Annotated in this window: 12 protein-coding genes; 4 read left to right on the top strand and 8 right to left on the bottom strand. The window is 42.0% G+C overall.

Features of this window, described 5'->3' with window-relative positions; all coding sequences use genetic code 11:
* From RXX31_RS18690 to RXX31_RS18655, 8 genes are all read right to left on the bottom strand, one after another.
* Complete coding sequence (locus RXX31_RS18690) at positions 1 to 933, bottom strand: hypothetical protein (protein WP_317591231.1); 933 nt, start codon at positions 931 to 933, stop codon at positions 1 to 3.
* Between the two features lie 181 nt (positions 934 to 1114).
* On the bottom strand, positions 1115 to 1762 hold the full coding sequence (cysC, locus tag RXX31_RS18685) for an adenylyl-sulfate kinase (protein ID WP_317591229.1): 648 nt from the start codon (positions 1760 to 1762) through the stop codon (positions 1115 to 1117).
* Positions 1763 to 1781: 19 nt separating this feature from the next.
* Entirely contained in the window at positions 1782 to 3521 is a 1740-nt protein-coding gene (locus RXX31_RS18680; protein WP_317591228.1) for an SLC13 family permease, read from the bottom strand.
* Between the two features lie 37 nt (positions 3522 to 3558).
* Positions 3559 to 4473 carry a sulfate adenylyltransferase subunit CysD gene (gene cysD / locus RXX31_RS18675; RefSeq protein WP_411197989.1) on the bottom strand — a complete coding sequence of 305 codons (915 nt, stop codon included), beginning with the start codon at positions 4471 to 4473 and terminating at the stop codon, positions 3559 to 3561.
* Positions 4474 to 4577: 104 nt separating this feature from the next.
* Positions 4578 to 5573, bottom strand: a complete 996-nt coding sequence (locus RXX31_RS18670) for a Wzz/FepE/Etk N-terminal domain-containing protein (protein WP_317591226.1) — start codon at positions 5571 to 5573, stop codon at positions 4578 to 4580.
* A 223-nt stretch (positions 5574 to 5796) separates the two neighbouring features.
* Entirely contained in the window at positions 5797 to 6078 is a 282-nt protein-coding gene (locus tag RXX31_RS18665) for a four helix bundle protein (protein WP_317591224.1), read from the bottom strand.
* Positions 6079 to 6139: 61 nt separating this feature from the next.
* Positions 6140 to 8821 carry an SLBB domain-containing protein gene (locus RXX31_RS18660; RefSeq protein ID WP_317591221.1) on the bottom strand — a complete coding sequence of 894 codons (2682 nt, stop codon included), beginning with the start codon at positions 8819 to 8821 and terminating at the stop codon, positions 6140 to 6142.
* Positions 8822 to 8888: 67 nt separating this feature from the next.
* Entirely contained in the window at positions 8889 to 9407 is a 519-nt protein-coding gene (locus tag RXX31_RS18655; RefSeq protein ID WP_317591220.1) for a porin family protein, read from the bottom strand.
* A 795-nt stretch (positions 9408 to 10202) separates the two neighbouring features.
* On the opposite strand from RXX31_RS18655, the gene RXX31_RS18650 reads away from it, so the two are divergent.
* From RXX31_RS18650 to RXX31_RS18635, 4 genes are all read left to right on the top strand, one after another.
* Positions 10203 to 10412, top strand: a complete 210-nt coding sequence (locus tag RXX31_RS18650; RefSeq protein ID WP_317591218.1) for a hypothetical protein — start codon at positions 10203 to 10205, stop codon at positions 10410 to 10412.
* 69 nt (positions 10413 to 10481) lie between these two features.
* Positions 10482 to 11153 (top strand): YjbF family lipoprotein, encoded by a 672-nt coding sequence (locus RXX31_RS18645; RefSeq protein WP_317591217.1) that lies wholly within the window; start codon positions 10482 to 10484, stop codon positions 11151 to 11153.
* Positions 11153 to 11917, top strand: a complete 765-nt coding sequence (locus RXX31_RS18640; RefSeq protein ID WP_317591335.1) for a YjbG polysaccharide synthesis-related protein — start codon at positions 11153 to 11155, stop codon at positions 11915 to 11917. Before RXX31_RS18645 ends, RXX31_RS18640 begins: the two co-directional genes overlap by 1 nt.
* The gene (locus tag RXX31_RS18635) at positions 11914 to 14106 is read left to right on the top strand and encodes a YjbH domain-containing protein (RefSeq protein WP_317591215.1); all 2193 of its coding nucleotides are present in this window, start codon (positions 11914 to 11916) and stop codon (positions 14104 to 14106) included. Before RXX31_RS18640 ends, RXX31_RS18635 begins: the two co-directional genes overlap by 4 nt.
* Positions 14107 to 14171: the final 65 nt, after the last annotated feature.

The raw sequence follows: 14171 nt of genomic DNA, 5'->3' as shown, positions 1-14171 counted from the left end.
TTATCCTCGATTTATATACTCTTTAATTAATTTCTCATTACAATCTTTAAATTCAGCATCTATTTTAGGTTTTAGATAGTCATAACCTTTAATTTTACCTGTGAAAATACGAGTTATAATACGATTAATAATGATTGATCTAATGGTAGCTCTCCATTTATTCTTCAAGTGATAAGTTTGAAACTTAAAGATAGAATTAATAATAATCCCAATGTATATGCCAACATTATTTAATGATTCATTATAGGGGGTGTGTATTTTTAATAAAGTGAAACTTTCTTTTAAATTTAGTAGTGAGTAGAAATCTTCGACAACATCACCATTTAGTAGTTTTTCTTTTTTAAATTCTTTGACAATGATATTTTCCTTGCCAAAAAACCTTGACCAAATTTCAAGCATTATATAATGATTAAAAAATGGATTAGAAGAATTACACTGTTCCATATAATCTTCAACAGATAAAACTCTACCACTTTTTATTTTTGTGGAATAGCTGGAAAGAAAATAAGAATACTGTTCTCTTACATAGCAAACGACTTTCACTTCACTGAAGTATTTTTTAAGAAACAAGAAAAGTTGTTCAACTTCACTATCTGAGGTTAATCTTGATTGAAAATGCTCGCTAGATATAACAACCTGTTCAACATGTTTTGGTATTAAGTTAAACTCTTTATCAAAGCCTACTAGGACCTTCTCTTTAAACGCTATTCTTTCTTCTTCAGTATCAACACCTAAGTTAACGAAATAATTATCTTTTTTATTAAGCGCCATAAAAGAAGAAGGTAATTTCTGATTATTTTTCTCTCCCAAAGACTGCATAAAATACACTCCAGAATCTTCAATCAAACTATTTCTATTTGCATATAAAGATTCTTGAATGCTAGTCGTACCAGTTTTTTCCGTTCCTATGTGTAAGACTAATTTCTTTTTCATTAAACATTGTATCCTATATATAACAATAACAATCAAAGTTAGTACACTTACTATATAACTTTGATTGCTTAGAAATTTGGTACAAACTTCCCTCAGCGATGCGGACTGGTTGGTTCAACCTAGAGAGACTCTATTAATACAACAATCCCATCTTCATAATCATCAAATTCATCTCAGTACATTATTCGCTTCTCTCTAGTAGCAAATACCCTTTCACTGACAGCTTCTCCGCGATAAATTCAGCACACTCTTCAACGGATTTTCCCGCGGTTTTCACATGAATTTCTGGTGAGAGCGGCACTTCATATTTGGAGTCAATCCCAGTAAAGTTTTTGATTTCACCTGCACGAGCTTTTTTGTAAAGGCCTTTGGGATCGCGTTGCTCACATACTTCAAGCGGAGTATCAATAAACACTTCCAAAAATTGTTCTTCTGCCATTAAGTCGCGTACTTGTTCGCGATCAGCAATAAATGGAGAAATAAATGCGGTGAGCACTATCGCTCCCGAGTCTACAAATAGCTTTGCTACCTCACCTATTCGACGAATATTTTCTACACGATCATCATCGCTAAACCCGAGGTCTTTATTTAAACCATGACGAACATTGTCGCCATCAAGTAAATAGCTATGTTTTCCTAAACTCAGCAGCTTACTTTCAACCGCATTTGCAACCGTTGATTTTCCTGAGCCGCTTAGCCCCGTAAACCAAAGCACTACCGGCTTTTGCTGTTTTAATTGCATACGATCTTCATGAGTCACCGTCGTATTGTGCCAAACGACATCATTACTCACGGATTCATTGTCTTTTACTTCGTAGGGAGAGCTCATTTTAATTCAATTCACTGTTCTAAAAAGGAAATATTATCGGAATCAGCGTATACGCGATCCCGACATAAGTTAGCGTCATTAGCCAACCCACTTTTATAAAATCGACAAACTTATAACCACCAGCATTCATTACCATTAAATTCGTTTGGTATCCAAATGGGCTGATAAATGATGCGCTTGCTCCATAAGCTACCGCCATGACAAAAGGCATGTAATCAACTTGCAAATGAGATGACACACTAAGAGCGAGAGGTAAAACAATCGCGGCGGCGGCTGTATTTGTCATAATTTCGGTTAGCATAATAGTAAGCAATATGATCATCAGCAAAGCATGGTGGTGACTAACTGACTCAAGCAGAGCACTGGTGCTCATAACTAGTTGAGTAGATAAACCACTTTGACTGAACGCAGCTGCAATAGATAGCGCGCAAACCAAGATAGCCAATAATTCAAATGGGAAGCGTCTTCTTAATACCGAACCATCGATAAGCCCTAATGTAAGCGAACCCAACAAATATGTGCTTAAAGTTTCAACCAAACTGAGTGGCGTTGCACTAGCAATAACGACAGCTGTAATAAAGCCAATAATACCGAACACGTTTTGTTGCAATGATAAAGGCTTATTAACTTGTCTCTTGTTGAGAAAAAAGAAGTTTCTTGACAGATTAGGCCTCTTATCAAAGTCGCTGCCTGTTGCCAGCAACAGTTTGTCGCCAGCAAGAATAGTTAACTCACCCAACTTACCCGATATTGCCTGTCCTTGCCTCGAAATTGCTACCACTGCAGCATCAAACCGAGAACGAAATTCGACTTGCTTGATGGTCTTCCCTATCAATATAGATTCAGGACTCACTAACACTTCCTGAAGATTTTTTTCTAAGTCAAAATCGTCAGAACTAAAAAGTTCTAAACCATTCATATTGGACAACTGGCTTACTTCTCTCACGTCACCGACAAAAATCAGCTTGTCTCCCTCTTCCATTTTCTCATGAGGAGAAACCGGAGAGATCAATCTTCCCTGACGAACGATCTCTACCAAAAAGAGAGACTTAAGAGAGCGAAGACCATTTTTTAATACGGAATTACCAACTAGAGAGCTTCCCTTTAGTAGTTCTGCTTCAATAAAATACTCTTGGTGAGTTTGCGTTTTTTGAACCCCACCATTAGGTAACCAGCGAGTGATAGCAAATATAGCGATACCACATCCAAATAGTAGTACTAAGCCCACGGGTAAAAAGTCAAAAATAGCAAGAGAAGGCAAATCTTCTTCTTGTAATAAGCCATTCACCACCAGATTCGTTGCTGTCCCAACCAGTGTGAGCGTCCCCCCTAGAATAGAGAAGTAAGACAACGGGATAAGCAACTTCTTAGCAGAATGGAATGGGTTGTTGAGTAACGTCCCCATTAACGTTGCGACCACAGCCGTATTGTTGAGGAATGCAGAGCTTAAGGAGCTGGCTAACCCAAGCTTACATAACGTACGATAATAATTCTCATCAGCTATTTTGGTCGCCAACCAAAAAAGAATCGCCGTACGCTCTAGAACAAGCGCCGAGAGCATAAGCATGATCAATGTGATTACCGACATGTTGGTCACATTACCCAAAACTGTACTTTGGCCGATCACGCCCGTTACGTACAAAGCTGCGGTCACAATAATAAAACTGTAAACGACTCTTATACGCCCCCAAACCAACAATGTAATGAGGGCAATAAGAGCCCCACCGGTGACCCACTGCTCAAAAGGCACTTTATCCACTCTCTGCTGTTACTGCTGTTTTTAAAAAGCTTTCAGATTAGAAGTAGCCTTCGCGCTTTTTCTTCTCCATAGATCCAGAGCTATCGTGGTCAATTGCACGACCTTGACGCTCCGAGGTCGTGGTAAGCAGCATTTCTTGAATAATTTCTGGTAACGTCGTTGCTTCTGATTCAACAGCGCCAGTTAGCGGGTAACAACCTAGAGTACGGAAGCGAACCATTTTTTCTTCTACGGTTTCGCCTTCTTTAATTTCCATACGCTCATCATCTACCATGATCAACATACCATCACGCTCTACTACAGGGCGTTTCTTCGCCAGGTATAAAGATGGAATTTCAATACTTTCCAGGTAGATATATTGCCAGATATCTAACTCAGTCCAGTTTGAAAGTGGGAATACTCGAATGCTTTCCCCCTTATTAACTTTGCCATTGTAGATATTCCAAAGCTCTGGACGTTGGTTTTTAGGATCCCAACGATGGTGCTCATCTCGAAATGAGTACACACGCTCTTTTGCACGTGATTTTTCTTCATCACGACGTGCGCCACCAAAAGCCGCATCAAAACCATATTTATCTAGTGCCTGTTTAAGCCCTTGAGTTTTCATGATATCAGTATGTTTTGAGCTGCCATGAACAAATGGGTTGATGTTCATTTCCAGCCCTTCTGGGTTCTGATGGACAATCAGCTTCATACCTAACTTTTCTGCCATGTAATCACGAAACTCAATCATTTCCTTAAACTTCCACGTCGTATCAACGTGCATCAGTGGAAATGGTGGGATACCTGGAGCAAAAGCCTTTTTAGCTAGATGCAGCATTACGGATGAATCTTTACCTACAGAGTAAAGCATTACTGGATTATCAAATTCCGCAGCAACTTCGCGCATGATATGGATTGACTCGGCTTCAAGCTGCTTTAGGTGAGTCATTCTCTCTGGAGATATTTTCATCATTTCACACTTTTTAATTGTTTAAAATTTATCTATAAATTCAGTGGACTGAATAGCCCTGAGTAAGATGTTTGTTCTAGGTTCTAGGTTCTAGGTTCTAGGTTCTAGGTTCTAGGTTCTAGAGCCTCAACATCTTCCTTCCTAAATGCAAAGCGTACTAACACAATAGCGACACCTAGCATTCCGCCCAGCAGAGTGCCTAGAACACAAATTAGTGCTCGTTTAGGGTCGTCTTTTATTTCTGGAACAACGGCTGGATCTACTACTTTGAATACAAACTCTTCTTGAACTTCTGCCAGCATTAAGCTTTTTGTCTGTTCTTCTATTAGCTTGTAAAACATGCTTTGCATATCAGTTACGGCCGTTTTCTGTAGCTGAGTATTCAGATAAGCCAAGTTTTGAGAAGTTTCTGCGATGGTGCGCTCTCGCATCACTTTATTTATATCTTCAATCAGCCAATTAACCCATTGCTGAGCAACATAAGGAGAGTAATGCTTCACCGATACTGTATATAAACCACTCTCTTTATCTTGGTTTACACTTAACGTCTCTTTGCTGAATATTTCAAAAGCTTCTTGCGCCGTTGGTTTTGAGCCGCGAAGACCTTCCGGTTCACGTAACCATTCACCAGTATTTGGGTTATAAATGTCTTCATCTAAGTTCAGCTTGTTATTCGTTAGATCCCAGTCTTTTGCTGCCATCAACGGAACAAGTAATTCATGTTTGTTGATGAAAGCATCTATAAACTGGCGAGACTTCATCACTTGTACAGCAAGATCGGTTTGCGACGTTTCGCCGCCACCAAGATTAACACCAGCGAGTGCTGCTAACCCACCAAGCTGGCCAGCCATTTTTGATAAACCACCACCATTTGAACTTTCTGCAGGCGCTAATAAAGCATCGGCTTTGTATATGTTCGGTAGGCTTAGGGCATAAAGTACTGAAGCGACTGCAAATACAAACGTTGTAGCGATGATGATCCACTTACCCTTCCAAACTGCTTTAAACAGTTCGCGTAGGTCGATTTCGTCATCAGCGATCGCGGAGGTTTGCGGGGGGTAGGGTAAGTACTCGTGATGTTGAGGTTTATTTTGTTCCATGGATTGTTTAGGTCCTAGGGTCCTAGGTCCTAGGTCCTAGGGATTAAGCTAGGAGCTAGGGGTAGGATTGGGTTAAAAATGTTAGAGTCAGGAGCCTAGAATTCTAGAAAACACCCTGAGTTCATTTATTCGTATAGTGCTGAAGGTTCGCGGACTGAACCTTTTCTGCGCCTTATAAGGGCGGCTAGCATTGCTGATATTTCTTTGGTTTCGTTGATTAGGGCTAGGCCTTTTTGTTTTCTATAAAGCCTGCTTCTATACCGATATAAAGTTGGGTTATTGCTTTGCCAGCGGAGCCTTTTGCAATATAAAGAAACCTTGTGGACTCGTTTGCTGTTTCTCGCTCTTCCCCTTCAGCAATGTTAGATGCGATTGAAAGTGCGCTTCTTGTTAGTTGATCTTTAAAGCCGTAATTCTTACAACTATCTAGCTCTTGATATAACTGGCATGACAAGCGACAACTACGTTTCCAAACTTCGAGTTTTTCAAAAGCAAGTTGTCGCATCATCAACCTCCACCTAAGTTGGTAATTCCTAGTCCCTAGTATCCTAGGACCTAGGACCTACTTACTTAAGCGCATTAATCGCTACACCTGTTTGGTACAGGATTTGCGTTGCGGCAGTCCAGGTGCTTAGAGCATCGCGGTAGTCCGTATCGATAGGTACAACAATGGTATCGCCTGCACTTAGTTCTTCATTGTTATTACCAAACCAGTAGCCCGATGTTGGTTTGTACACAGAGCCATCAGCACGTACGACGAAGATACGGTCTTCATCCGCTTGTTTTTTAGCGCCACCCGCTTTGTTCAGGTAATCGTCCACATCCAGCTTACTATCTAGTAGATAAGTAATAGGAACCTGAACTTCGCCCATGATGGATACGGTATTGCGGAAGGTTGGAACGAATAGGAAGTCGCCATCTTCTAGCATAAAGTCGGTAGAACGCTCACCTTTAGTGATACGATCTAACTGAACCACCATACGGCCAAGTGCTTTACTGCGGCTTGCTTCTTCAACAAACTTCAGGGTTTTCTCTGGGTCAGAAATGACAGAGCCTAAGTTGCTGTCAGCACGGAAGGTTTTCTTCGCAGTCTCTGCACGCATATCAGCAGCGTACTCGTTTAACAGTTTCTGCTCTTGTAGGCGTAGTGCTTCACGAGTAAATATTGCACCTTGCGGATGCGCAAACTCTGTCAAACCGCCAGCTCTTTCCAGTAGTTGTCCTAGTGTCTCACCCTGACTCACTGTGTAGGTACCAGGGAATCGAACTTCACCTTGTAAAGTTACTGTGCTTTGCAACTTAACACTTGGCTTCTCTAAAATATTTAAACGGTCACGACCTGAGATAATCGCATCATCAGCAGTGCTGCCCTGAATCGCTTTGCGTAGGTCGATACGTTCTACATCAATAGAAGCGCGTTCATCAATACTGTTAACCACAGTACGGGCAAGTTCTGCATTGATAGTAAAGGCATTGTAAGTTAGACCGCCAGCAGCTTCTAATAGCGTAGAGACTGTCATTCGTGGCGTAATTGGATAACGACCTGGGTGTTTTACTTCGCCAAACACTTCTGCAATTTGTGGGGCTAACCCGAGTTTAGACTGCTGCTGAAGCTGTAGAAGCACAGGCGCAAGCAAAGTTCTGCGAGTGTTTTGCTTAAGTGCTTCAAAGTATTCCTTCGTGATCTCTTTACCGCGGAAAATAATCTTAGTTCTACGGTCGTTAGATTTTGACTTACTATCTACCGCAGTGACAGCAACCGAAGCGTTCAAGATTTCTTGTTCTTGCTTAAGATCCTGCTGTGCCTGTGATTGAGCTTCCTCAAGTGTTTTTGCCTTGGTGACAACATCTTCCTCAGCAAGGTTATCTAAGTCTTCGTTATTAAAACGGTTAAAGACCAGCACTCGGTCACGAGAATTAAGCTGTAAGTTGTCTTTACTGCCTGGCGACAGAATCGCTTTGGCAAGGTTAACTTGATGAACTTCTATATCTCGTTGAGGATTAATTTCTCGTACGACTACGGCGTAATTAACGTCTGCTGTTGAGTTAAAAGAAGAGTCAACGGAGTTAAAAAGGTCTGCGATACGTAACCCATTATTCCATTCAACAAAACCAGGATGGCGCACATCACCTTCTATTTGAACATAGCGAGTTAACTCTTCGCTTTTCTTTAGCACGTTGACTTCATCACCCACTTTGACTTTCGCTTGTTGGTCTTGAGAGTTAACAAAGTTCAGCGTTAATGCTTCTCGGCTACCTTCAGTGCCGTAGCGTTTTATATTGATTTGTTCAAAGAAGGCGTTGGCAGTAAAACCACCCGCCATTTGAATTAATTGTTTGTAGGTTTCACCCGGTTTTACTTCATAAATCGCAGGGCGGTTAACTTCACCATCAACTGAAACGGTTTGCGCCACCGAGCCAATAAATACTACGTCTCCAGGCATTAAGCGTACATCGTTACGAGCGTCACCTTTTAGCAGTAAGTCGTACATGTCTAGATTGCGAATTACTTGACCATCACGCTTCAACTGAATATTACGCAGAGCACCACTTTCGCTAAAGCCGCCACTGTAGTAAATCGCCTGAGAAATCGTCGACAGAGCACTCACGGTATACGCGCCCGGTTTGTACGCATCACCCATAACAAACACTTGCATGGTGCGCATTTCACCTAATGAAATGTCGCTGCGTACACCAATCATTTGTTCTTGTACACGCTGGTTTAGCGAGTCACGTACTTCAGAGAAACTCATGCCCGCCACTTGTACTGGGCCTAATGATGGGAAATTGATGATACCAGCACGATTAACACGTAAACGGTGAGTGGTGTTTTCTTTACCAAATAGCTGGATAACGATTTCATCACCTGCTCCAACCGTATAATCCGCTGGTACAGGAACATCACTAATTGGCGCGAAGGTCGTTGGTGACCCCGCAAACAGGTCCAGACCAAAACGTTTTAACTCTTCATCCTGATCTGGTTGGCCTTGCTGGTTTAATTGCCCATTTTGAGCGCTACTGTTTGCGGGGTTACGAGGCTCAATCACCTGAGGGTTTTGATAGTTCGTTGATTGGGAGGAGGCTGATGGGATGGAAATACCATATTTACTTGCCAATGCTTGTTGCTGATCGGCTGGTAAGCTCTTAAACATTTGTAGCTGTTCTGGGGTTGGGTTTTGCGCCAACGTGTATGGTGCAAACATACTGGCCAATAAACAAACCGCAATGGAGAAATATCCTTTAAGCATGATCAATCGCTATAAATATAATGAAGTGAAAAACCTAGACACAATGACCTAGGCGCTAGGTTTTTAATTAAAATCGATGCTGGAAGCCAAGAGAGATTCCGTTCAGGCGAACTTTATCTTCTGCGAGGCTATCAATAAATTCAAAGACAACCGCACTTTGCTTATCAAGGGCGTAGTGCGCCCCCATACCAAAGCTAAAGCCCTGGTCTTTACCAGAGCCAACATTCTGTTGATCGATTTGCACACTGGAATAGCCAGCCAATCCGTATAGGGCGACTCGGTCAGAGACTGGAATATTAAACTTGGCAAAGCCAGCGGCAATGCTATCGACAGCTAACCCACTATCGCGTTCGAGAGAGGTGCCATAACGGGCTTCGAATCCGAGGTAATCATTGAAGAAGTAGCCAGCTTGCGCTTGAAGAAGAAAAGGACTTCCTTCAGCTACTGAAGATGAGGAGGAGTGGTGATATTCGGCGTTAGAGTAGCTCAATAACGCACCGGAATAAAAATTAGCCGAGGCTGAAAAAGAGCACAAGCCTAAACTGATTGCGCTCAACACCCCTAGCCATGGTCGTTTATTAATCACGTAATTGTTCCCTAGGTATCGACCTACCGCAGCGCTAAAAAGGAGCAGTAAGGCATGTTAAATATCTCGCGTTCCACGCTACCGCCCTGCGGCATTTACGCGTTAGCCACTGTTCGCTGATTACCGATTCATTTCTCGGTTTATTTATATAACTATTTTTATTTAAGCCTTTAGCTTGTGACATTAAACCAAAAAATCATGATTTAAAGTGCCCTACAAAGCTGCCAAATTATGCATGGAATGACAGTAAACAGCAAGAGGGCGAATATGTCTAGAATGTAAGAATGGGATACTCGTTTTTAGAAAAGGTCTAGGTGGAGAGAGTTCTGGCTATCGAGGTAAACGTCAAGTTAGTAATTTGTCGCTTGGGATTACGGATTACGGATTACGGATTACGGATTACGGATTACGGATTACGGATTACGGATTACTTTTCAACCACCCAAACCTGATGTCAAGGGCTTACTAAGATCCAGGCTCTGGGGTCCTAGAGGGATCTTGTTGGTATTACAAATACAAAATTTACTTTTCAGTACTCTATAATCCGTATTCCAAACCAACAAATACAAATGGTTAATAAAGCGGATAAGTTTCAGCGAGTAATCCTAGGACCTAATCCCTAGGATCTAGGACCTTCCTGTATTCCTAGGTTCTTTATTTTCTTAAAATTAACAACCAAATAGATACGAAACTATTTACATGCTGATGATTTTTTAACTAGAATAGTTTGTGGGCATGATTTTATGCTCCAAAACATCGATGTTTTATATATACCGGATATAAAAAGGATAAATAATGAAGAATACAGCTCTGGCTATTCTGATGGCTCTTAGCGCATCAACAGCATTCGCAGCAACTGAAGCTGGTAACGCTAACGAAGCAGCTGCTCTTGCTAACGGTGAAGTTGCAGTAGGCGTAGGTGCAGCAGCAGCAGCAACTGTTGTAGCAGTAGCAGCGACAGATAGCGATACTACAACAACCACTGTTAATACTAATACTAACTAATTTTAGTTAAGTATTGAGTAGATAATCGCCCTGAATTATTCAGGGCGATTTTATTTTCAAGAGGGAACCATGAATATCTTTCGAGCAAAAAAGTGGAAGCACCTGCTACTAGTCCTACCTGCCGTCAGTCTTATGTTCGGATGTACTCAAAAATTCAATGATGTGTCTGCAACCGTTCAAGAAGCCTATGGTAATTATATCGATGTAGAACTGACACCTGAAGAAATTGAAACCATACCTTACGCCAGCGCCTACCTAAAGCTGGGTGACCAAAAGCAAGTTTTCGTCGTTTTAGCCTTCGCAGAGCAAAACCCTCTTACCGGTAAAACCCTATTGAAGTGGGTTAGTGCAGACAAAACGATGGTCGTAACAGAAAACGGCCATATAGTAAAAACACTGAATCTACAGAATAACAATATTGCTGGCGTCTATGGTCAAGTACCCGCTTATAGCCCATCAAATACTGAATATGATCTTTCTTATGATTGGGCTGAACAATATCGTTACGGCTTTCATGCTCACATCACGCGAACTTATCAAGGTAAAGAAGTGGTCACAACGCCAGTGTCTTCCTCTTCGGCCGATGTGTATCGTGAATCCGTTAAGTTCCCTAGCCTATCGGAAACCGTCGAAAACCTTTACTGGGTAAATGATGAAGGGCAAGTCGTGAAAACCCGCCAACATTTAGGGCCAAATATGGTGCCTATCGAGTTAACAATTCTGAAAGGATACAGCAAATGATGAGTAAACGACTGTTACCTTTATTGAGCTTTGCTCTGTTGGCAAGCACAAATATTGCTCCTGTTTCGGCTCAAGCTATCCCAGTTAACGCATCACCTTTAAACGTTGAATTAATTGGTGTGAACAAACAGTTACAATTCGAACAGCCAGCACGTTTATTGGATGCTCTAAAACAGGCACAACAGCAAAACTTAGTTTTACAATATCCTCTGGGAACAACGTTATTTGACGGCTCTGAACAAGCATTACGTCAATCGACTGCGCTGAAAAACTCGGTGTTAAACCAAATGATTCAGCATAACCTAGTCGCACACCCTTTTTATAAATACGTCACAAAGCATCAGTTTGCTCCGCGCGTATTTTCTGCTGTTGATCTAGATAACATTCGCTTGGATAAGTTTAAAAACCCTTTGATCGACGGTGAGTTCTCTCTTGTATCCATGCCACGAGAAGAAAAAGTCATTTATCTTGGTAACTTAGATAACGTTTTCTCGGTTAAAGAACAAGCGGGCATCCCGTTAAAACAACAGATTACCAACCTAAAAAACAAGGTTGGTGAACTGGCATACCCACCCATTTTGATTTATCCAGATGGTAACGTCGTTCAGCCACACCACGGTTCCTGGCTAACGACACAATATTACTTGCCACCATTGACTATGGTTTACATTCCGTTTGAGAACTTTGAAACCTCAGAAATGGATCAGGATATTGTTAAGTTGCTTACCCAACTGAAACCAACCTCAATCAAGAGCCCGCTATGACGCTGATTAGAAATACTTTAACCCTTTCTTTAATGGGTCCGGCATTAGCTTGGGCTCAAGATATGCCATTTGAAGCACCACCGTTACAACCATCACAGATGGATTTTGGCGGTGTAGGCCTGATGCAAATGCCGACTGGTCGTATGGCGCCAGAAGGTGAATTTAATTTTTCCGCCACCTTCAGTAATGAGTATCAGTTCTACAATGTCACTCTACAAGTGATGCCATGGCTGGAAACAACCCTACGTTACACCTTAGTCAATGACTTATTCTACAGTAGTGACCCTGATTTTTCTGGTGATACAAAATACACCGATAAAGGTGTCGACTTTAAAGTTCGTCTCATAGAGGAATCTCAGTATTTACCAGAGCTTTCTATCGGTGTGCGTGATTTTGCTGGCACTGGACTATTTGATGCTGAGTTTATTGCTGCAACCAAACGTTACTCTAACCCTAACTTAGGTACGTTCGACTTTACTTTAGGTATGGGCTGGGGTTACTTAGGCACTCGCGATAGTATCACTAACCCGGCTTGCAAAGTGTCTGACCGTTTCTGTGACCGCCCTTCTGACTACAAAGGCAATGGCGGTAGCGTAGATTTTGAGCGTTGGTTTAAAGGTCCTGCGGCTTTCTTCGGTGGTGTAGAATACCAAACCTTGTACGCTCCACTACGCTTTAAACTGGAATATGACAGCAACGACTACAGTGAAGACTTTCCTGTTGTTCGCGGTGGCGTAGACATGACTCCGCACACTCCATGGAACGTCGGTGTGTTATACCGCTTGGGCCATATGGCCGATCTACGCTTAAGTTATGAGCGTGGGGATACACTAGTAGCAGGCTTTAACCTATACACTAACTTCAATAACATGCCATCTTTCTGGCGTGATACGCCAACACCAAAAGTGGAAGATAACCAACCGGCAGAACTTTCTCAGGTGGATTGGGAGCGTGTTACTGAAGACTTAGATAAAATCGCGGGTTATCAAAATACCAAAATCTATGCGGAGGATGATACGGTATCGATTGTCGGTGAACAGAAAAAGTACCGCGACCGCAACGAAGCTCATGAAAAAGCGGCTGCCGTATTAGCCAACCAAATGCCAGAGAGTGTTGATACATTTACCATTAATGAGCGAAATGGTGGCTTAGTCACAAACCAAACGGTTATCTCTAAAGATAAATATCGCGATTACGCACAGGTAAACTACGTCGATGCAAAAATCGAGGATGCAGTTTCAACATCAAACCAAAAACTACAGGGTGAAGTGACTTATAATGGTTTTGAACGCTTCGATTGGGGGTTTGCACCTAATGTAACTCAAACACTAGGAAGTGCAGAAGACTTTTATCTGTTCAGCGTCGGTTTGACTGGCAGTGCCTCTTACTGGTTAACCGATAACCTAGAATTAGGCGGCTCGCTATACTGGGATTGGTATAACAACTACGACAAATTTAACTATATTACTCCGGAAGATGGCACAACGATTCCTCGTGTGCGCACCATGGTTCGTGCCTACAAAAACGAGCATGACGTGACCATGTCGAACCTGCAGTTAACCTGGTTCCAGGAATACTCAGATACACTAGATCAGCAGTTCTACGCCGGTTACCTAGAGAGTATGTTTGCTGGTGTTGGTACAGAGTTACTATATCGCCCTCAAGGTTCAAGTTGGGCCATTGGTGCTGACGTTAACTTAATCTCTCAACGTGACCCACAAAGTTACTTTGGCGTTTACACTGATAAATGGCAGAACGTTCCAAAATATGGTGATCCATTCCAAGTCATTGATAAAGGCTTCACTGGTTTTGTATCTGGCTACTACTACCCGCAATGGGAGTTCCTGTCTGATACAATGTTCCAGTTGGATGTTGGCCAATTCTTAGGTGGAGATAAAGGTGCTCAGCTGAATTTTGCCAAGCAATTCAAGAGCGGCGTAATCGCTGGCGTGTTTGCATCTGTGAGTGACTTGTCAGCTGATGAGTTTGGTGAAGGTAGCTTTACCAAAGGATTCTATATTTCGATTCCATACGACATCATGACAGTTAAGCCAAGTAACAACCGAGCAAACTTCAGTTGGCAGCCACTAACGCGTGATGGTGGTCAGAAAATGAATCGTAAATATAATTTGATAGAGCTGACTGATGAACGAAACCCTTGGTATCAAAGACCGAATAGGTCGGAGTAACCGGAGGTCCTAGGAAAAGCGTGCTGAAATATCTGTGTTTATTGGTGTTTTTGCATTCGTGGTTT

Origin of the sequence: Vibrio sp. EA2 (genome assembly GCF_033042495.1) — a bacterium.
GTDB lineage: Bacteria > Pseudomonadota > Gammaproteobacteria > Enterobacterales > Vibrionaceae > Vibrio.
This window is presented reverse-complemented; position numbering and strand designations above follow the sequence as displayed.